Genomic DNA, 20108 nt, shown 5'->3' on the forward strand with positions numbered 1-20108 from the left:
GAAAAATAACACACATTGCGAATGACTTAATGGTTTTAAATATTCCAAATCGTTCTCAAGTTTAGACTTTGCTTAACTGAGTTTCCGCATAATAGGGCATCTCGTTTCGTCGGAGTTGCTCAATGTCATTTTCCTTGAATAAGCTCTCGATCGGCCATCGCCTTTCGGGTCTTGTCATCCTGTTTGCCCTTGGACTTACCACCCTGATGGGTCTTGAGTCCTGGAACCAGTATAACGACCTCAGGGACCAGAAGCTCACTGAGCTGAAGTCTCTGGTGGAAACGGCCACGGCTGTGCTGGAAGACCATCATTCCATGGTCGAGAAAGGCGAACTGACGCTCGAAGAGGCCCAGACCCGCGCCTACGACATCATCCGTTCATTGCGCTACGACGGCGGCAATTACTTTGTCGTTCAGAACTACACAGGCAATCTCGAGCTTCTGATGCACCCGGTCAAACCGGAGCTTCAGGGCAGGGACCAGCGCGGACTTGCGGACGCAAACGGCAAATTGTTCACGCTCGAAATGTCGAAAACGATCCAGAAGGACGGCGAGGGATACGTCGACTACGTCTGGGCAAAACCGGGCAGCGAGGAACCGATCGGCAAGATCTCCTATTTCAAGGCCTTCAAGCCCTGGGAAGTCTCCGTTCTGACGGGCGTCTATGTCGACGATATTTCCGCCTATTTCTGGGGACAATTCACCAAGCGGGCGATAATGGACGTCGTCCTCCTCGCGCTTGTTGCCGGCGCTGCCCTCGTCATCGTCCGCAGCATCACCGGTCCGCTTCGGGCCCTGCAGAAAGCCATGTCGGGCCTTGCCGACGGGCGGCATGACATCGAAATACCCGGCACGGAACGGAACGACGAAATCGGCGAAATGAGCCGGACCGTTCAGGTGTTCCGCGACAACGCGCTGGAACGCACACGGCTGGAAGAGGAAAGCCTGCAGGAACAGCAGTCCCGTCTGCGGCGCCAGGAACGCGTCGACGGCCTCATCGCATCCTTCCGCGCCTCGGCGGAAGACGTTCTGGGGTCGGTCGGCGAAACCGCAGGCGAACTGGACACCACCGCCCGCTCTCTGACCCAGGTCGCCCGCGAAAGCGCCAATTCCGCCACCGAAACCCTGACGTCCTCCGACAGGGCAACCGAAAACGTCCAGACCGTTGCCAGCGCCGCGGAAGAATTGGCTGCGTCCATCGGCGAGATCTCCCGTCAGGTCTCCAAGACGACCGAAATCGTCGAGCGGGCCACCACGGGCACGCAGGACACAAACCGAAAGGTCGAGGGACTGGCCGAGTCAGCCGCCAAGATCGGCGAGGTCGTCACCTTGATCCAGGCAATCGCCGAGCAGACCAACCTGCTCGCGCTCAACGCCACCATCGAGGCGGCGCGCGCCGGCGAAGCCGGCAAGGGCTTCGCCGTCGTTGCGGCGGAAGTCAAGGAACTTGCGACGCAGACCTCCAAGGCCACCGAGGAAATCAGCCTGCAGATTACCGCGATCCAAAGCGCGACGCAGGATTCCGTGCAGGCCATCGGCGAGATCACGACGATCATGGAAGAGGTGAACAACTACACCTCCACCATCGCCGCGGCGGTCGAGCAGCAGGGCGCTGCGACTTCGGAAATCTCGCAAAACGTCCAGCAGGCCGCGCAGGGGACCACCTCCGTCTCCGCGTCCATGTCTCAGCTTTCCCAGGCGGTCGAACAGACCTCCACATCCGCGGACATGGTGCTGTCGGCTTCGGGAGCGCTTTCCGACAAGACAAACCGGCTGAAGAACGAAGTCGATCAGTTCCTGGCTGGCGTGACTGCCGCCTGATCGAAAACCGCCGAATGAACGGATCGGGACCGAAAGGCCCCGTCCGACGGCCGCCAAACCGCCGGACCATCATCCCTGGCAGCACGCCGCAAAGCGGCACGACGTGAGCCGGAAGGACGTTCAAAGGGTTGGCCGGCAGCCTGGGTATCCGGGCCGAAGCTCCCTGCTTCGTTTGAAGGTCCTCAAGTAGATTTCAATCAGCCCACAGTCCGCTTGACTTGCCTGCAGAATCACTTTTAATAGAACAAATAGAGAACAAGCTTCCTTGTTCCCGACGACGACTCCCCGGAGACAGGCGCCCCGCCAGCTTCTCCCGGGAACATCACGAATTACGGATGTCGAGGGTTGCCTCCCCTTCTATCCGTGATCTGGTCCGGCCCCTGCTTCCGCCGCTTTTGCAGGGGCCGGACACTTCTTTCCCGGTTGAGACTCAAATGCGCTTCCTGGCGGCCCATGGCATCAGAGCGCCTCGACTTAGTACCAGCGCCCGGCCTTCCTGCGGAAACGGCTGAGCTCCCGATGCGTTCGCAACACACCGCCGGAAAGATATTTCGCTTCGAAAAGCACCGTTCCCTCGCGGTCGCCCTCGCCGCCCTTCACAGTTTCCAGAATGCTCAGACCGGCCCAATGGCTCTCCGCCGCCCATTTAGACGTTTCCACCGCATCGAAGCCGTCCTGGTGTTTCGGCCAGAGCGTTTCCTTCAGATAGGCGATATTCCGGAGGGCATAGGCGGTATAGCGGGAGCGCATCAGGGCTTCCGCCGTTCCAGGCACCCGCGTGCCGTCGATATAGGGACCGCAGCATGCACCAAGCGATGCGCCGCCGCAGGGGCAAGGGTTATCCGCCATGCGAAACTCCCGAAAACGTTGTCCTTGGTCCCGCGCTCTCTACCACTTGAAGCGCGGTGCCGCTATGGTTCCGGTTGAGGAACCGCGGAAACTTCAGCAGATGATTCTTGCCACGTTCAACATGGAATCTTTCGGCGGCGACCGGTTGCAGGCAGACAGGCTCGGGCCGCGTCTAGAGGCCTTGCGCCCCAGGATCCTGGAACTGGAAGCGGACATTCTATGCCTGCAGGAGGTGAACGCGCAAAAGGTGAAGGGCGCTTCCAGGCGAGAGTTTCAGGCGCTCGACCTGCTTCTGGCGGGAACGCCCTACGAGAGCTTCCACCGCGCCGAAAGTGAAAGGGCACCGAACGCTGGGCCGGGCGACCGGCACAATCTCGTCATCCTGTCCCGGTTTCCGATCCTCTCCTCTCAAAGCCTCTTCCAGCACCACGCCCATCCTCTGATGTGGCAGCCGAAGACGGCGGATCCCGCTTATGACGAGCCCCGGCGGATCGCCTTCGAGCGCCCTGTCCTGCAAGCCCGGATCGATGTCGGCGCGGAAAAACCATTGCACCTTTTCGCGGTACATCTGCGTGCGCCCATCGCCGCCAGCATTCGCGGCGCAAAAGCGAATGGGACCAACTGGAAGACCGGTGCCGCCTGGGCAGAAGGCTATCAGCTCTCGGTCCTGAAGCAGATCGCCCAGGCCCTGGAGCTGCGGCTTGCCGTGGAGGCTCTGTTCGACGAGGACGAGGAAGCCCGGATCGTCCTGGCGGGCGACTTCAACGCCACGGGAGAAACCGGCACCTTGAGACTCCTGCGGGCGGACCCGGACGACACCGGCACGCCGGCCTTGAGCCCGCGCAGACTTTATCAGCTCGACGCCGCCCTGCCGCTCGACAAGAGAAAAACCGTCATTCACAAGGGCAAGCCGCAGGCGCTGGACCACATCCTGGCAAGCGTAGCCATGACGGACAGGACTGTCGGTCTCAAGGTATTCAACGCCAGTCTGCCGGACGAGGTGCTGGACGCGGACGGCGGCGGGTATGCCGGCTCCTTCCACGCCGCGATGCGGGCGAAGTTCAAACTGTAAGCCGGCAGGCGCGGCGCCTTGTCAAATCAGGGTTTCAGGGATTCGATATAGGCGGAGAGATTCGCGATTTCGATATTTCCCAGGGACATGTTCGGCATCTTCGGATGAGGATCCGCCAGGAAAGTGGCGAGCTTTTCCGTCGTCCACGCCGGATCCTTGGCGATGTCGTAAAAGCTCGGCAGGGACGTGCTGGAGGCCGCCGGCTGATCTTCGGCAACCAGATGGCAGGAAGCGCACCATTGCAGCGCCAGAACCTTCCCGGCACCGGTGTCCGCGGCACGGCTGGAAACCATTCCGGCAATCAGAAAAAGCAGGACAAGCGCGGCGGTAGCAAGGATCAACCGTGCGAACTGCAGGAGGACGGGTCTGATCTGAATTGACGCATGTGTCATGGCACCTCCTTAACAGACTGTCCGAATGCGCATTGGCATCGACAGCCGCAGTCTGCCGCCCTTTTCCTGTCCGGACCTTGCGTTTAATCAATCCCGCCGACTCTTGCGGACGCAACCCCCGGCTTTTTTGATTTGCGCCGGCGGCCTGCCTTCATCAAAGTCGGGAAATCAGCAACCGCCGGACGCCACAATGGAACTTCGACTCAAATCCGCTTTAACCGCCCTCTCGGCCGCACTGCTCCTGTTTGCCGGCGTCGCACCACCGCTCGCCGCCGAAGATGCGCCCATTTATTCACTGAAGGACCGCTTCAGCCCGGTCGTCGCGCAAAACGGCATGGTCGCAAGTCAGGAGGCGGTCGCAACCCGGGTCGGGGTCGAAATTCTCAAAAAGGGCGGCAACGCGGTCGACGCCGCGATTGCCACCGGCTTCGCACTCGCCGTCACCCTGCCCCGTGCCGGAAACCTCGGCGGCGGCGGTTTCATGCTGATCCATTTGAACGAAACCGGCGAGACCAGGGCGCTGGATTACCGGGAAAAAGCCCCCGCCGCAGCCGAACGGGACATGTTCCTCGGCCCGGACGGGGAACCGGACAAGGACAAGTCCCGCTTCTCCGGCCTCGCGGTCGGCGTGCCCGGAACCGTTGCCGGTTTCGCCGAAGCCTATGAAAAGCACGGTGGCGGCACGCTCACCTGGGCCGACCTGATCGCCCCGGCCATCGACCTGGCGGAAAACGGCATTACAGTAACCCCTGGGCTCTCGGGAGCGCTCACCGCGGCCGCCGGCCGCCTGACCCGCGATCCGGCCACAGCGGCGATCTTCTACAAGCATGGGCTGATACCCTATCTCCCCGGCGAGATCCTCAGACAACCGGATCTGGCAGCGACGCTCCGTCTGATCGCGGAACAGGGCGCGGACGGGTTTTACAAAGGCGTCACGGCGGAAAAAATCGCGGCCAAGGTCCAGGCGGCCGGCGGCGGCATGACCGTGGACGACCTGGCGTCCTACGAACCGGTCTGGCGCGCGCCGATCACCGGAACCTACCGGGGCTTCGAAGTCGCCTCCATGCCGCCGCCGTCTTCCGGCGGCGTCCATATCGTTCAGATCCTGAACATGCTCGAAAGCTTTCCCATCCGGGAATTCGGCCTCAATTCCGCCGACAGCATTCACGTCATGGCGGAGGCCATGCGCCGGGCCTACGCCGATCGCTCGAAGTTTCTCGGCGATCCGGATTTCATCGACATCCCCGTCCAGGGCCTCACCTCCGCCGCCTATGCCAGGGCACTCGCCGAAACGATCCGCATGGACGCTGCCACGCCTTCGGACGACGTCCGGCCGGGCGACCCCTTTCCCTACGAAAGCAATGAAACCACCCATTTTTCCGTCGTCGACAAGGACGGCAACGCGGTTTCCAACACCTACACGCTGAACTTTTCCTATGGTGCCGGCCTGACGGCGGACGGCACAGGTGTTCTGCTCAACAACGAACTCGACGATTTTTCCGCCAAGCCCGGTGTGCCCAATGCCTACGGCCTGATCGGAGGCGAGGCCAATGCAGTCGAGGGCAACAAGCGTCCGCTGTCCTCCATGAGCCCGACGATGGTCTTCCGCGACGGGTCCCTGTTCCTCGTGACCGGCTCGCCGGGCGGCAGCCGCATCATCACCACCACCTTGCAGATCGTCTTGAACGTCATCGATCACGGCATGAACATCGCGGAGGCGACCGCCGCGCCGCGCATTCACAATCAATGGCTGCCGGACGAAATCCGTGTCGAGGAAGGCTTGTCGCCGGACACGGTCCGCCTGCTTGAGGCACGCGGGCACAAGATCGAGGAGAAAAATGCGATGGGATCGACCCAGTCGATCATGAAGATCGGCGGAATGCTGGCCGGGGCGTCCGACCCGAGGCGGACCGGCGCGTTGACAGAGGGCTATTGAGCCGCTCTCCGGAGACACCGGACATCTGGCGGCGCGCCTTTCCCGGCGCGCCATCAACCGCGTTGACAGTCTTCAGGGCAGGGTGATAGCGCTGTTCAAAGCGCTTTGAAGACGCTTTTTTCGAGACGACATCATCATTGGAAGGACCCGCAATGCCGATCAGAACCGTGGTCTGGGGCGAGAATGTCCACGAACAGCACAATGAAATCGTCGCCAGGCTCTACCCGGACGGCATGCACCGCTGCATCGCCGACGCGCTGAACGCCGATCCGGAGATCGAGGCGACGATGGCCACCTTGCAGGAACCTGACCACGGCCTGACGGAAGCCCGTCTCTCCGAAACCGACGTTCTTGTCTGGTGGGGGCATGCCGCCCATGGCAAGGTCGCCGACGAGGTGGTGGAGCGGGTTTGCGACGCGGTCTGGTCCGGCATGGGCATGATGTTCCTGCATTCCGCCCATTTTTCCAAACCGTTCAAGCGCCTGATGGGCAGTCCCTGCAATCTGACCTGGCGCGAGGCCGGCGAACGGGAACGGCTCTGGGTAACGAGCCGCAATCACCCGATCACGGCCGGTCTTGCCGACAGTTTCGAGCTGGACATGGAGGAAATGTACGGCGAGCCCTTCGGCGTGCCGGAGCCTCTGGAAACCGTGTTCATCAGCTGGTTCCAGGGTGGCGAGGTGTTCCGCTCGGGCCTGACCTACAAGCGCGGCGCGGGCAACGTCTTCTATTTCCGCCCCGGCCACGAAACCTACCCGACCTATCACGACGCCAATGTGCAGACGGTTTTGAAAAACGGCGTCAAATGGGCCTTCAACCCGATGGCGCGGGTCAACAACCCCAACGAGGCGCCGAACGTTCCGGTGGACCGGGCCCCGGAAAAGATCGAGGAACGCGGCCCGAAGCTTCACGCGGAAGGGGAAGAGGGGTTCCGGTAGGCACGGCTGTCCGGCCGGCCTGCCGGCCGGGAAAAAGCTTCGGGCTTTTCTGAAGCGCAGGCGATCATCATCAAGCGCTTGGGCCTTGCATCAAATCACCTCTTCCCAGGAAGAGGGAACTCGTCCGCGGCGAGCGGCAACACGGAGTTCCGAAACGGGAAACGCCATGACATCTTCAGAAAAACCCGTCCGTATCCTGATCCTCGGAACCGGCAACATGGCCCGCAGCCATGCCACCGCTTACGGCAGCATCCCCGGCGTTGAACTGGTTGCCGGTGTCGACAGCCGGCCGGAGGTCCTGACCGCCTTCTGCGACACTTTCGCCATCCCCAACCGCTTCGCCTCCCTTGAGGACGCCATTGCCTGGGGCGGGTTCGACGCCGCCTCCAACGTCACGCCCGACGCCGCCCACCACCCGACCACCCTGGCGCTCCTGAACGCGGGCAAGCATGTCCTGTGCGAAAAGCCGCTGGCGACCAACGCCGGAGACGCCCGCGAAATGGCCGATCTTGCGCGCGCGAAGGGCCTGGTCGGCATGGTCAATCTCAGCTATCGCAACGTGGCGGTTCTCGACAAGGCGGCAAAACTGGTCGCCGACGACGCCATCGGTGCGCTCCGCCATTTCGAGGCATCCTACCTGCAAAGCTGGCTCACCCAGCCGGCCTGGGGCGACTGGCGCACCGAAAGCCAGTGGCTCTGGCGGCTGTCGACGGAGCATGGCTCCAAGGGCGTTCTGGGCGATGTCGGCATCCATATCCTGGATTTCGCGGCCTTCGCCGCCGGCAGCCCGATCCGCGAATTGTCCTGCCGGCTGAAAACCTTCGCGAAGGCAGAGGGCGGCCGGATCGGCGACTACACCCTCGATGCCAACGACAGTTTCACCCTCCAGGCGGAACTTGTGAACGGCGCGCTCGGCACGATCAGCGCCACCCGCTTCGCGTCGGGCCATCTCAACGACCTGCGCCTGCGCCTATACGGCACCAAGGGCGGCCTGGAAGTGCTTTTCGAGAAACAGGCCGAAACCCTGCGCATCTGCCGGGGCGACGACCTGAGCGAGGCGAATTGGCGGGACCTCACGGCCGATCCCGTGCCGACCCTTTACCAGCGCTTCGTGGCGGCGGTCCGCTCCGGCAAGACGGCGGACCCGGATTTCGACCACGGTGCGGGGCTGCAAGGCGCGCTCGACGCGGCGGAACGCTCGAATGCGGAAAACGGCCGGTTTCTGAAGATCTGACAGCGGACATCAACGCCAAACGACCTGCGGCGGACCTTCTTATGGCCCGCCGCAGATGTGGTACAAATGCAAGGCAGGGTCATGCGGCCGCTGCTGTCAAAAGCGCCCTCCGTACAATGCCCGCTGAAACTAATCCGGAGCCCCCTGACACTTCGTTCACCCGGCCCCATAGGTTTTGTTTAATTTTTAGTTGAAACCGTTTCTAACCGGCATGGGCCGGAAACAAAAAACCAGCGCCCTTTCGGAACGCTGGTTTCGAGCCATTCGGCTGAATTGGAGCGGGCGATGGGATTCGAACCCACGACCCCAACCTTGGCAAGCGAGAAATTGTGACGTCTAGACAGTGGTGCGGAGTAAATCGGAGTCCGCCCTAATTCGTCAGAATGCCAACTCTCAGTTAATCGATATGCTGGTGGCAAGTTGAACCACTGAAACCCACGCAAACTTCAGCGAAACTGAACGGAAGAGCGCTATGGTAACCTTGGTGTAACCACGGCGACCCAGCCCCACTAATTCCTGCCAATTAGGTACAAATAATCCATCCAGTCGAGGGAAGAACAATTGCACGTCTCGCATCACATATTGCCCTTTCCCTCCTTTTCTCAGGTCTTCAAGCTGACATGCGGCCCTTTAGCGGAATGATATTACTTGGTGTGGGGTCGGCTTCAGGCGCGCTCTCCTCGACAAGCCTTACCAACGGAGCAATTACCTTCTGCTCCCATAGCCCGTTAATCATCTGCTCCAGCCGATCTTTCAGTTCCGTCTCGTTCGAGAACCAATTTTCCAGGTGATCGGCCACGCGGAGTTTGAAACCCGGGCCTCTACCCCATTCCGAAGCACAGGCCGACCAGACGGGAGTTTGTGACAGGGGTTTGCGGTAGACCTCAACACCACCGAGCTGAGCTGCTTCGAGGAAAGCACGCTTTGTGGCGGCTGCGCTTGCTGCAATTTGGTCGATAGTGCGATTGGCCAAGGTCAGGCCCTCATCCGCCTTCAGTGACTTGAGAAATGCGTCGAGGCTCTTAAACCAACTCTCACTTCGCCGTTTGGCATCTCGGGCGGCGCCGACACCTATCAGATGTACCACATTAAGGCCCGTATATTCCCCGCCCCGTCGCGTGGATGCCCAAAGTGTGGAGGCATACCGCACACCTTTAATGGTGTTGATTGCATCCACGTGGGCCAACTGCTCACGCGCGCCTAAGCCCCGATTGCCTCTAAGAAAGGTGTTGAGCCTATTGGCTACCTCCTCGATAGCGGCGTTCAACGCTTGGGCCTCATGGTTCTTGATGATGTCCTGCGAAGCTGCACACAGGTCGAAGAGGCGTTCTTCGACCGCCTTACGCATCCGGCTCAATTGCGCGAACAGATCACCACGAACCGTGGCGGCCTCGTCGGCCTCGACATTATAAAAGAGCATAGGAACGCCGGCGAGGTCCTCGGCAGAAAGCTCGGAAGAAACTTGCATCCGTTTGAACTCGTAGCCCTCCGCATCTGTTAGCGCCTGTTCGCCCAGATCATCCTTCATAGCACGCGCTTCTTCAGACCTGGGCAGCGCCAGGACCGATACCTTCCCGGTGTCGAAGCGCTCTGAGAAGGTTTGGCGCATATGTTGAAGCAACACGCGCGTACTGGTCCCCGGCGCATCGTTAAAGCGTGAGCAAAACACAACTGTTGTTCGAGGGTCTTTCAAACGGTGGTCCAAGTCCTCGCGCACGGCCACGTCATCGACGCCTTTGGTGTCGATGACGGTAATGTCCAGCTCGCCAAATGCTCGCCCGAAGCTGGGGATGAGGAGATCGATACTCTTGGGCAGCGGTGCGTCTTTTAGGCGACCGTTGTTGACCGCCTTGAAGGTTTCGGTAACCCACTCCATCGGATGTTTACGGGTCGAGCTGTCGTACCAGAACTCGCGCCGAGTACGGTCGTCGAGATTCATCAATGTGAGGATGCGGGTCCGAAACTCGTCTTCGCTACTACTGGATTTGGCTACGTCTCCCACGGGATCTTGGTAAACGATCTTACCTTCAACCGTCTCCCGCTTGCGACCGAGTCCTGTCATATTACGGATAGCGCGCTCCGCTTCCCGGCTTATGCCAACAGTTTCACCAGCCTCACGCTGTTCGCTCATGTGCAGTGCCCACTTCGAAGCGCAGAAGTCCGACACCAACTCTCGCATCTCTGCGTCGCTCATAGGAAGTAAGGAGATGCCGAATTCTGGACCTGCTTTGATGTGTACTTCGCAGATCGTTGTCCCACCTGCGCCGGTTTCCAACACTGGGCGATTGAACGTTTTGTCCGCGAGCGATGGGGGCACGAGAAGGTCAAAGATGAAGCTGATTGCCGTGGACTTTCCGACGCCCATGTCCCCGATGAAGGCGATATTGTGATGCAATCGACCCAGAAAGCTCGCCGCGCGCAGAAGTGACTCCCGCTGTCGTTCGATTTGACGACGCAGCGGCCAGGGATGATCCTCTTCTGCAAGGAAGGTCTCAATTTCGTTGAGCGTATCTTCTGTAATCTCAAGGCAAGCACGTTCTGGATTCCAAAATGATGGCGGCTCTACGTGTTGCCATTCCCTATCGATGTACTCCATGAATGCCTTGGCACTTGGGGTTCCTAGTACGTCAAGGGCCTCCAGCACCCGATCAACGTCCGCGCTTGAAACAACCTCGCCCTTTTCGATGCGCGAGACCCTGCTTTGGTCAAGTCCGGACTCTTTCGCCAGCACTGCTTGGGTGACATTAGCTTCCGCGCGCAGACGAGCAATCGACGTGCTAATCTTCAATGACTGGGTGTACTCACTCATAATCGCCTCCAACCATGACTTCATGCTGCATATATGCAGCATGAATGCAAAAAAGTCAAGTGGAAGAGGGTGCAGTCACCTAACCACAACCGGCAGAGGTACTTTCCGCCAAGTTTTAAAGTTGGATTTCGCCTACCGCGGCAATTGGAAATTGAAAGAGCTAGGCGACGAAATCGTTTGTATCGAGGCCGCAAAAAAGGAACCTAGAATACACTCGGCGGCGACAATTGCCAAAACGTCGGCAGGATTACGCGAACGTGGAAAATTCAGGCCGCTCTATAATGGAGCTTATCCGAATTTACTGGCTCGCGCTCCCCACGCCTTAAACTGCGAATCCTATGAGTTTGCATTGCAAGGCACCTTTACAATTGAAGGTAGAAAAGCCAGACATAGAACTCACTGGCTTGAGTTGGTTTTAAAACATGAGGGCTTCGCACTCGGTTTCAGTAGCCGACCCATTTCGACAGAACACAAGGTTATGATTTAAGAGGTGCTGTTTTGGTTTGGCTTGAACGTCGCTCTGGGTGGGAAAAAAGCCCTGAGGATGCGCGCAGCCCTGGAGACGTTGATTACGGACGCGTCATTCATTCTGCCTCGTTTCGCCGCCTTCAAGGCAAAACGCAAATTCTTAATCTGGGAGACAGCGATTTTTATCGAACTCGACTCACACACTCGCTAGAGGTCGCCCAAATTGCCGCCGGACTTGAAGCGCAGTTGCGTTACAACTTCCCAAAGCATCAGGCAATTGATCTGCTGCCAGGTCGTAGCATGATGCAGGCGATTGCTTGCACGCATGACCTTGGTCATCCGCCTTTTGGCCACGGCGGCGAAGTCGCGCTTAATTATTGCATGCGTGAAAATGGGGGTTTCGAGGGGAACGGGCAAACACTGAGGATCCTATCAAAACTAGAAAAGTTTTCCGAAAGCTCAGGAGCGGACCTCTCGCGCGAGTCGTTGCTTGGCGTACTTAAGTACCCTGTTTCATACTCCACAGCTGTCAATTCTAAGCTTGCACCTCGCATGATCAAAAACGCCAGTGGGATCCCGCTGCTCGACAGAAGTTCTGCTAAGCCGCCAAAATGTTATATGGACAGTGAGGCAGATGTCGTCAGTTGGCTCCTTGCACCACTATCTGACCATGACCGCAATCTCTTCCAGACCTGTGATCCGAAGCCAGGCGAACACGGTAAAGCTCGCCACAAATCCTTCGCATGCAGCATAATGGACCTAGCTGATGACATCAGTTTTGGAATCCACGATTTAGAAGATGCATTAGCGCTCCAACTCGTAAACAAAACGGCGTTTCTACATTGGGTAACTCCAGAAAAGTGTGAAGGGCTTCTAGATTATCTGAATTCGAAATACTCGGGGAGCTACGGCAATGATGTCTATGAGGGTTTAGTCGAACGTCTTTTCAGTGACGGTGGGAAGCGTAAGCATCAAATCAATCGAATACTTGGTTTTGTTATTCCAAGTGTACAGATTTACGACAACGAATCTTTCGACGAACCACGGCTTAGATTTCGAGCACAACTTCCCGAGCACGTTTCTCGCTTTGTAGAAGCAATTAAAGATTTTATTCGTGAAGAAGTCGTTTTCAGTCCCGGCGTTCAACACCTTGAGTTTAAAGGTCAGATGATGGTGATCGCAGTTTTTGAGGTTCTAAAGTCAGATCCCAAGAGTTTCTTACCACGTGACATTTACTCCAAATTTAATTGTAGCTTAGATCCGTTACGCGAAATCTGCGACTACGTCGCTGGCATGACGGATAGTTATCTCCTGAAGACTTATGATCGTCTATTCTCACCGCGAATGGGGTCCGTCTTCGATAAGTTATAGCTTTATGTTTCCTGGGTGCTCTCAAACGCTTTGCCAGACGTTCCTAATTAATTCAGCGTGAGATTACGTCCCAACGGAGAGAATACTGGGCTTCAGGCGTTGCCATACGGCTTTTTTTCCAAACGTTGCCTCGCCCTCCTTCTCAGGTCAGCTAGAAATGCCTGAAGGCGGAATTAACAGAGTGTCACTCGATGAATTTGAGGAGACGCAGCTGCCCAGGGTTTCCAAGTTTCAAGAGCTGGAAAATCAGTTTAGCCTGTTTGGTCGATTGCACAATCAAAGGCAAGCTTTGCGCATCAATACTTCAAACTAGCCCAGCCCATTCCTTGAGCTTACCGTATAATTTGGTTTCGCCCGACCCGGCTGCTGGAAAGCTTTCGAACGTCAGCGGCGTGTCATTATCTTTGTCGCTGTTTTCCTTCACTTTCGCCATTAGTTGCGAAAAATACTCGAGTGAAAGGTCATTACTTTCCGTCCCTAAAGCATAAGCATCAACGAGCAGCCGCATCAAAGCGCCGTAGCCAATAGTCTTCGATAGAGGGTTATCTTGTTTCTCCCAAAGATCTGGAAAAGATTCGGCAACGGCTTTGAAATAGTTTTTTATGATCCTCAGAATTGCCCAATCTTTTTCTTCGGCAAAAAACTTTCGAAAAATCAAACCCTTTTCAATATCGGACTCACTCACACTGATTTCTTTGCCTCTCCTGATCGTATCTCTGTCACCCATCGGGTCAGTTGAAATACTATCAACAATTCGGCTAGCAACCGTACCTTGGCTCAATGGAGCCTTGTACAAGACCTCATCGCCAAACTTTGGTGCGATACCGAGAAGCTTGATCCTCCTGAAAAGAGGCGAGTCGGCATCCGTGTTGAGCGCCTTCGTTATCAAGTGCGCCGTTCGCTGAGGGCTGCGAGTTTCGGAGACATCAAAAAGATCATATACGAGGGACTTATTCACCTTCTGCTGTGTCACGTTGATTGTCGAAAACAGATACGCCTGATCTTCCGTGGGTAAATCAATAAAGAATGCTACTATGAGGTCAAAAACTTCTACATCTGCTTTTTGAAACCCGGATAATCGATGCTGGCCATCAATAATACTAAACGCCCGCTCGTTGGTGGCGATTTCGAAACAGAAGATATCCGTTTTATCCCCGCAATTATTGTCAATCTCCTTTGGTGCATCATTCAGAAACTCTGAGTTTAGGTTTAAAATAAACGCATTGGGGAAGGATGCATCGACTGTTTCGATATACTTGGCGATATCCGTTACTCTGGTCGAGTTCAAGCCCCGCTGAATACCCGACATCTTTTCAACTTCACGGCTAGTAATTCGGCGAATGTCGGCCTTCGCCAGATGCGCAAGCTTGTCAGATGGGATTCTGCCAACGAAGAGTTCGCCAATTGGTTGTTCTAACCGGATGGCTGTAAAATGTAATGTTTGATCGCTCATATCTTGATCCCGTCCACCATGGACTGACTATCAGCATCTTCAATAAGGTCTTCCCGCCGAGAGTCTTCAGAATCCTCATAGCTTTCAGCGCCTGCCTTGGTCTTCAGGACATAGCCAAAAAACGACAACACCAATGCTAGGACAAAGACAGAAATTGCGCCAAGATTAGTGAGCCCCACGCTCACCTTTATGCCACTTGGCAGCCTGTCATGAAGTACGTTAATGATCATCACGACAGTCCCAAGCACCAAAACAATATTGGCTCCGAATTTGATCCACTTCCAGATAGTCCTGCTTCGATCCGGTATCGCGATATCATCAACCAACTGAGTACCGCAAAGCGTTACTGCAACAATAGTCGCGGCCACTCGAAATTCGTTACTGATATTGGTTACTAGACCAATGGCAAGCGTAAAAAACAACGTGAATAGTAGTGGGATAAAGCTCCAAATGACGTTTGAGAAAAGCCAGAAGGCCGACCTTTCGATCCACTCCAGCTTTGTCTCAGGGACATCGTTTTTAAAGGGAGTGAAACCTGCCTTCATATAAATACCTCTTCACCACGCCTTAATCTTCTTGGTGGTCTTGTCGAACCGAACGAAACATTGGCCTGTTTGCAAATTGGTGAAGTTGGCCCCCTTGCCGAGCACGCGCGCCGCCGCGCCTGGCTTCGCGTTCGTTGCAAACGCGGCAACCAGCCCCATGTTATCTAGGAATTCATCATCTTCACCGGAGAAGTCATCCGGCGATTGCGAAACCAACATGACCGCGCCACCTTTGGAACGGCTCATGCGGATCAGGCGGGAGAGTGACGGCAGTTTGGTACCGAGAATCTGGTGTGCTTCATCAATCATGCACAGGATGCGCAGCCCGCGCGCACCGTCTGGGTTCGTGTCCGCATCCACAAGCCCGTTCAGGTATTGATCTAGAGCGTCCAGCAGAAGGTTGACCACGATGGTCCGGCTATCTTCTGGTACATTGGGTGGTAGCTTAATGATCCAACTCCGCTGGAAGAATTCTGCAGGCGACATCTCGGGCTTGAACAGCGGGAAACGACACAGCTCCTCCATACTGGAAGTTGCGCCGTCTTCTTTCGCCTCGTGCTCTTCGTAGACCTCCAGAAGACGGTCTCGGATATGTCGAAGCTCACAAGGCTCATCGGTAGACAGTGCGCGCGCCGCAGCTTCATGGACATAATTACGCTGGCGGTCGCCAAGCTTCGACCCCTTGAGACGAGAGAATGACTCACGAAAGCGTAGGGCTGCTTCATCAATACCAAATTGATCTTTTAGGGAGAGCGCAAGCACATCCAGAGGGATTGGCATGCGCGGTGGCTCTATCACTTGCGCTTCAAAAGCTTCTGCAAGTGCGGTTTGGCCGTTCGTGCCAGTAAACGCTGCCAAATCTCCTTTGAAGTCGAACGCGAGAAGAGGAACGGGAGCTTGCTCTCTAATGGCGCGCAGCATGGCCGCAGCCATGACCGTTTTTCCCGATCCGCTGCCTCCCATTATCGCAGTATGAGGTGCACCACCCTTTCCATTTAGGCTCCAAAAGACCTTCTCCTGGGTACTGACATCTTCACCAATTTCACCGAGCGGAACCTTAATTTCACCACTGGAGAATGTCGCACCGGACGCGCTACCGGACACCGGCAATCGGCCACCAGCCATGGGTAATTCAGCCACTTCCACAAGACGCCGCACGAGTTGAGCCACGTCGGCTCCAGCTTGTTCCCATTCTTCATCAAGTTTGGTTAGGCCACGTCGCCAATGCGCACCCACCAAAGAGACCAGGCGCTTGGTGTCGATATCCGGCTCACCGGCACGCTCTAAGATTAGCGCCAACCAAACCGATAGCTCAGTTCCGGTGCCAAACAGCGTGTCGCCTTTGATTACCTTGCCGGGCTCCAGCTCTTCTACAGGTAGTTCGACTGGAACACTCATTGCTAGAGAGCGCGAGATAGCCAGACGAGCCGGGAGATAGCGCTTGCGCATCCCGAGTCGCCCCATGAATTCTGTATTGAGCTGGTCGCTTTCGTAGTCGGTTCGAAAGTTCGCGCCAGCGACTTCAACGAGGGAGATGCTCATGCCTGCCCTCCAGTGTCTTCGAAATAGCCTGGCCGGACCGTTGACTGGCCGATATCGCCAACACGTTCAAAATGAAGGAGGTACTTCTTCTGCACATGCGGAGCGATTTCCCGCAGGTAGTCTCCAACCACTTCCGTGTTGGTCGAAAGCAAGATCACTTGATGTTCTCGCTGCACTAAATGATTGAGGACTCCCTTACGGTGTTCGATATCTAGCCTACCAAGAGGCGTATCGACGACCATAGGGAAGCCGCGGCCCGAGACCGATGAAACGGCAGAGATCAATGCTTGAGTGAATATTTGTTTCTCACCTGCAGAGAGATCATAGCCGCGAAGGTCCATGCCATCAGCGTTCAACAACTTCACATCGCAACTATCATCAATCGCTATGCGCTCGACGAGGTCTTTTTTGTGCGCCATAGAGCGATGCGCCTTGGTCATTGCGGCTGCAATGGCTTCGATCTGACTTGGCACCGCCTTGGCCACAATCTCATCGACCATGAGCGCTACTTTGTTCGCTCGTGCTGCGCGACGGGCAGACGGTGCTGCCTGATCGAGCTGGCTGGAAAGCTTCGTCAGTTCTGCGTTCTTCTGATTGATCTGGCTTTCCAGCGAAGACATCTCACGCTTCAGAGCGCCTACTTCCTGGTCATATTGTTGCAGCTCTCCGATCACATGCGTCAGGCGTTCTCGTTTCTTATCTACGTGCGGCGCAACGGCTTCGGTTCGCGTCACCTCGTCCTGCAAACGCTTCAACGACTCTTCATTTGCAGCAATGCTGTTCAGCAACTCAACAATTGCAGGCGCGCTCAACTCATCCAGCTCGTCTAAGCGATCTATCACCTTTGAGCGTTCGATTTCGTTTAAATACGGATGAAGATATTCCTCTGCACAGTTGTCCGGCGGCGGATACCAGAGTTTTTCCCAGGCATTGCGAGCACTATCCAGCACGCCTTCACGCTGGCCGTCACTTAAGGACGGATTGATTTCTTGCATGCCCGTATCAACCGAATCAAGAAACCGCTCCAGGTTGCTGTCACCCTGATTCTTTCCGCTTTCCCATCGTTCTCGTACGCCCTCGCTTAAGAGCCGAGTTTTGACGCTTCCCCGCAAGCCCAGACCGGAAAGGGCCAGCGCAAGGTCTTTCATCATCAGCGCTTCGAGTTGCGAATGGCCATCTTCGATGGTGCGTTCATAGTTTTTGATTTGCTCGAATTGCTCCTGAAGCAGTGCTTGCGAGCCTGCTCCAAAACTGGCCAGCTCACGGATAAGGTGCTCTTGTTCTTCCTTGAGCGCTGCACGACTGGGTTCGATCTCGGCAAGACGAGCGGCTTTCTTGTCATACTCAAAAGTAAGGGTGTGACGATCCAGCTCTAGCTTTTCGATGGTTCTATCCGAAACGTTAGGTGACTCTTTACGCCGCACTTCTGCGTAGGATCGCAAGTCCTTTGCAAGTTGTTTGAGAACGGGAATGCCGAGAAGGCCTTCAATTCCAGCCCGCACCTGAGCGGACATCTCCCGTTCCGCCAAAACACTTACCTGTTCCCCGTCGAACATGAAAAAATGAGCAAGCGTAAAGGGCAGCAGTTTTTCTGCAATATATTCGCGGAACCAGTCTGAGCGGTCATTGCCTTGTAAGGCGCCTGGTCCAACCGCCTTGCGGGTCGAGCCTTCGTAAATGTGGATTTCTTCATCCTGCGGGCGATAGGTTCCGGAATCGCTAAAGTGCCAGATGCGCTGGATTTCTAAAAGCTCTCCATCTTCATCCGTGAAAATTAGCTTCACGGAACAAGACGTTCGGCCAGCCGCCGTTGCGCCTCGATGCAAGGCTTTTTCGAGGAAATTTCTATAAGAAGTTGCAAGCCGCTCTTTGTCCGCCCCCGAAAAAGGTGAACGAGCGATAAGCGGCAGACCATCGCGCCCAAACATGCCTAGCACAATGGCTTCAAACAGACTTGTTTTGCCATAACCATTAGGCGCACCGATCAGGATGATGTTTTTATCCGAGGCAGGTGCCGGAAATTCGAAATTCGCCGTGGTATAGGCTTTCCAGTCTCTGAGCGTAATCTGAGAAATGTGCATGAGTTATTGTTCGTCTACCTGAATACGGTCCAGGATATCGTCAAAGGAATCCCAAAGGCCAGCGCGACGCTGTTTTCCCGTTTGCTCAACTTCTGCCTGAACCAATTCTTCGAACTCGGCAAAAAGCATTCCATTTGATTTACAGGCGTCTTTAATCATGGCTCGCCCGTCCGAATTGTCTAAAAGTACGACTACATTGCGCGGCATCTATTTATCCTTGACGATCTCGCGGACGCTGTTGTTTCGCGCAGCTCCCTGGCTTGCAATCTCTTCAGACCACAGCTTATGGATTAGTTCAACTTCTTCGTCAGTTATCAAGGCCTGACCCGTATCTTTTTCTAGATCTCTTAATCTTTGAAAAATTTCGGCCCGGGTCTGAAGTGTAAATGGGCCAGGAACGAACGTACCTGCATTCGTGATAGTCACACGTCCATCTCTTCGACGTGCCTGCCTCCGCTCCTTGTCGTTCCGGATTGAAGCCAGCCAGTCACGAAAATCCAGCAGTGGCGAGAATTCCGCAAAACCAGACTCCACGAAACCCTCTAAGCTGCGATCCTTGTCAACCACAGTGCAAGTCCAACAGCCGAACCGTGAAGAAGTCGTACCACAGGAAGGAGCATCGTCTTTAGACGTCACAACAGGGCATTCGCCACCGCTCGCATTTCGATACAAATTAATGAGCTTTAGGTGGCTACCACCCCACGGGGGATCGTTTTCAGCAAGAAATTCCCAAACATCTTCGGTATCAAGCTCAACAATAGGCCGGAAGACCATACACCCAACTAAGTCATTGTGTTTATTTAGCCTCTCACCATTGTCGTAGCGACCGACCGATGCTGCGCGTGTTGCACTTTCCGAACGACGCACTCCAAGGAGAAGAATAACCTGGCCCGCTTCATCCACCTGTTGCTTGATGTATCGGCTTGTTGGCTGAATCTTCATTCGATCAGTGCACCAACGGAACGATCGATTAGGAGAAGGGTAGCCGCGGCCTATCAGATTGACCCAGAAAGACTGATCAGGTGCAGGTCTTGTGATTGTAGCAAAAACCGGCAACCCAAATGCCTGGGCAGCTTCTTCGATTTCTCTCGTACTCTCTGTCAGATGCTTTACTACAAGGGGGCTTTCAACGAGAGTATCATTCGCGACAATATGTACTGGTCGCAGTCTTTGACTCGGCGGCAGTGACATCAGCATCTCGAATACGAGGTGGGTGACGAGCGTACTGTCTTTACCTCCTGAATACCCGATTATCCATGGAAAGCTGTGGCTTTGACGGTATTCGTCTAGGAGGTCAGCTCTAATGGCTTCCAGGGCTGTGGCGTCATCCGCTTCCATCAATGTCGCACGTGCGCTTTCCAAGCCCATTTCTCACCTATGATTCTGGATTCCTGCACTTTGTGTATCAAGATATAATGGCTACTGTAAATTTCGGATCGGAACCTAGCCTGCACTCTCCACTAATACTCGACTGGTTAGTGAATAGCCCCGCGTTTTCTAGACGCCTTTGGTGTTCATTTTCCGCTGCCGTTCGAACTCGACGGGTGACAGCATCCCGTTCCTGGCGTGTTTGCGCTTCGGGTTGTAGAACATCTCTA

15 protein-coding genes are annotated in these 20108 nt (G+C 55.8%); 6 read left to right on the forward strand and 9 right to left on the reverse strand.

All coding sequences use genetic code 11. From position 1 onward, the window contains the following. Positions 1-122 precede the first annotated feature (122 nt). Positions 123-1820, forward strand: a complete 1698-nt coding sequence (locus tag JF539_RS27295; protein ID WP_207144385.1) for a methyl-accepting chemotaxis protein — start codon at positions 123-125, stop codon at positions 1818-1820. 474 nt (positions 1821-2294) lie between these two features. Here the strand turns inward: JF539_RS27295 and JF539_RS27300 are convergent, their stop codons facing one another. After that, complete coding sequence (locus JF539_RS27300) at positions 2295-2669, reverse strand: YchJ family protein (RefSeq protein ID WP_207144386.1); 375 nt, start codon at positions 2667-2669, stop codon at positions 2295-2297. 100 nt (positions 2670-2769) lie between these two features. On the opposite strand from JF539_RS27300, the gene JF539_RS27305 reads away from it, so the two are divergent. Continuing rightward, positions 2770-3741 (forward strand): endonuclease/exonuclease/phosphatase family protein, encoded by a 972-nt coding sequence (locus JF539_RS27305; RefSeq protein ID WP_207144387.1) that lies wholly within the window; start codon positions 2770-2772, stop codon positions 3739-3741. A gap of 26 nt (positions 3742-3767) precedes the next feature. Here JF539_RS27305 and JF539_RS27310 read toward each other — a convergent pair whose 3' ends face one another. Continuing rightward, complete coding sequence (locus tag JF539_RS27310) at positions 3768-4133, reverse strand: c-type cytochrome (RefSeq protein WP_236042690.1); 366 nt, start codon at positions 4131-4133, stop codon at positions 3768-3770. Positions 4134-4323: 190 nt separating this feature from the next. Between JF539_RS27310 and ggt the strand changes: the two genes are divergently transcribed. From ggt to JF539_RS27325, 3 genes are all read left to right on the forward strand, one after another. Next, a complete protein-coding gene (ggt, locus tag JF539_RS27315; protein WP_207144388.1) occupies positions 4324-6069 on the forward strand; it encodes a gamma-glutamyltransferase in 1746 nt (581 codons plus the stop codon). 152 nt (positions 6070-6221) lie between these two features. Continuing rightward, the gene (locus tag JF539_RS27320; RefSeq protein ID WP_207144389.1) at positions 6222-7007 is read left to right on the forward strand and encodes a ThuA domain-containing protein; all 786 of its coding nucleotides are present in this window, start codon (positions 6222-6224) and stop codon (positions 7005-7007) included. A gap of 166 nt (positions 7008-7173) precedes the next feature. Continuing rightward, on the forward strand, positions 7174-8241 hold the full coding sequence (locus JF539_RS27325; protein ID WP_207144390.1) for a Gfo/Idh/MocA family protein: 1068 nt from the start codon (positions 7174-7176) through the stop codon (positions 8239-8241). 610 nt (positions 8242-8851) lie between these two features. Here the strand turns inward: JF539_RS27325 and JF539_RS27330 are convergent. Next, complete coding sequence (locus JF539_RS27330) at positions 8852-11050, reverse strand: helix-turn-helix domain-containing protein (protein ID WP_207144391.1); 2199 nt, start codon at positions 11048-11050, stop codon at positions 8852-8854. Positions 11051-11548: 498 nt separating this feature from the next. Between JF539_RS27330 and JF539_RS27335 the strand changes: the two genes are divergently transcribed. Then, entirely contained in the window at positions 11549-12889 is a 1341-nt protein-coding gene (locus tag JF539_RS27335) for an anti-phage deoxyguanosine triphosphatase (RefSeq protein ID WP_207144392.1), read from the forward strand. A gap of 304 nt (positions 12890-13193) precedes the next feature. Here JF539_RS27335 and JF539_RS27340 read toward each other — a convergent pair whose 3' ends face one another. From JF539_RS27340 to dndC, 6 genes are read right to left on the reverse strand one after another with little or no spacing between them, the layout of a single operon-like run. Next, positions 13194-14342: a DGQHR domain-containing protein gene (locus JF539_RS27340; RefSeq protein WP_207144393.1), complete on the reverse strand. Its 1149-nt coding sequence runs from the start codon at positions 14340-14342 to the stop codon at positions 13194-13196. Then, positions 14339-14887, reverse strand: coding sequence for a hypothetical protein (locus JF539_RS27345; RefSeq protein ID WP_207144394.1), 549 nt, complete (start codon positions 14885-14887; stop codon positions 14339-14341). The genes JF539_RS27340 and JF539_RS27345 overlap by 4 nt, the downstream gene beginning before the upstream one ends. Before the next feature lie 12 nt (positions 14888-14899). Then, positions 14900-16429 carry an ATP-binding protein gene (locus tag JF539_RS27350; protein WP_207144395.1) on the reverse strand — a complete coding sequence of 510 codons (1530 nt, stop codon included), beginning with the start codon at positions 16427-16429 and terminating at the stop codon, positions 14900-14902. Next, the gene (gene dndD, locus JF539_RS27355; RefSeq protein ID WP_207144396.1) at positions 16426-18510 is read right to left on the reverse strand and encodes a DNA sulfur modification protein DndD; all 2085 of its coding nucleotides are present in this window, start codon (positions 18508-18510) and stop codon (positions 16426-16428) included. Before dndD ends, JF539_RS27350 begins: the two co-directional genes overlap by 4 nt. A 3-nt stretch (positions 18511-18513) precedes the next feature. Then, on the reverse strand, positions 18514-18717 hold the full coding sequence (locus JF539_RS27360; protein ID WP_207144397.1) for a hypothetical protein: 204 nt from the start codon (positions 18715-18717) through the stop codon (positions 18514-18516). Next, complete coding sequence (dndC, locus tag JF539_RS27365) at positions 18718-19872, reverse strand: DNA phosphorothioation system sulfurtransferase DndC (RefSeq protein ID WP_207144398.1); 1155 nt, start codon at positions 19870-19872, stop codon at positions 18718-18720. It lies immediately after the preceding gene. Positions 19873-20108 lie beyond the last annotated feature (236 nt).

Origin of the sequence: Roseibium aggregatum (genome assembly GCF_017309185.1) — a bacterium.
Taxonomy (GTDB): domain Bacteria; phylum Pseudomonadota; class Alphaproteobacteria; order Rhizobiales; family Stappiaceae; genus Roseibium; species Roseibium aggregatum_B.

Coding starts and splice junctions, on each gene's coding strand:
- JF539_RS27325 (WP_207144390.1), top strand. CDS start 7,174: ATGACATCTTCAGAAAAACCCGTCCGTATCCTGATCCTCGGAACCGGC.
- JF539_RS27310 (WP_236042690.1), bottom strand. CDS start 4,133: ATGACACATGCGTCAATTCAGATCAGACCCGTCCTCCTGCAGTTCGCA.
- JF539_RS27320 (WP_207144389.1), top strand. CDS start 6,222: ATGCCGATCAGAACCGTGGTCTGGGGCGAGAATGTCCACGAACAGCAC.
- ggt (WP_207144388.1), top strand. CDS start 4,324: ATGGAACTTCGACTCAAATCCGCTTTAACCGCCCTCTCGGCCGCACTG.
- JF539_RS27330 (WP_207144391.1), bottom strand. CDS start 11,050: ATGAGTGAGTACACCCAGTCATTGAAGATTAGCACGTCGATTGCTCGT.
- JF539_RS27340 (WP_207144393.1), bottom strand. CDS start 14,342: ATGAGCGATCAAACATTACATTTTACAGCCATCCGGTTAGAACAACCA.
- dndD (WP_207144396.1), bottom strand. CDS start 18,510: ATGCACATTTCTCAGATTACGCTCAGAGACTGGAAAGCCTATACCACG.
- JF539_RS27345 (WP_207144394.1), bottom strand. CDS start 14,887: ATGAAGGCAGGTTTCACTCCCTTTAAAAACGATGTCCCTGAGACAAAG.
- JF539_RS27350 (WP_207144395.1), bottom strand. CDS start 16,429: ATGAGCATCTCCCTCGTTGAAGTCGCTGGCGCGAACTTTCGAACCGAC.
- JF539_RS27305 (WP_207144387.1), top strand. CDS start 2,770: ATGATTCTTGCCACGTTCAACATGGAATCTTTCGGCGGCGACCGGTTG.
- JF539_RS27360 (WP_207144397.1), bottom strand. CDS start 18,717: ATGCCGCGCAATGTAGTCGTACTTTTAGACAATTCGGACGGGCGAGCC.
- JF539_RS27300 (WP_207144386.1), bottom strand. CDS start 2,669: ATGGCGGATAACCCTTGCCCCTGCGGCGGCGCATCGCTTGGTGCATGC.
- JF539_RS27295 (WP_207144385.1), top strand. CDS start 123: ATGTCATTTTCCTTGAATAAGCTCTCGATCGGCCATCGCCTTTCGGGT.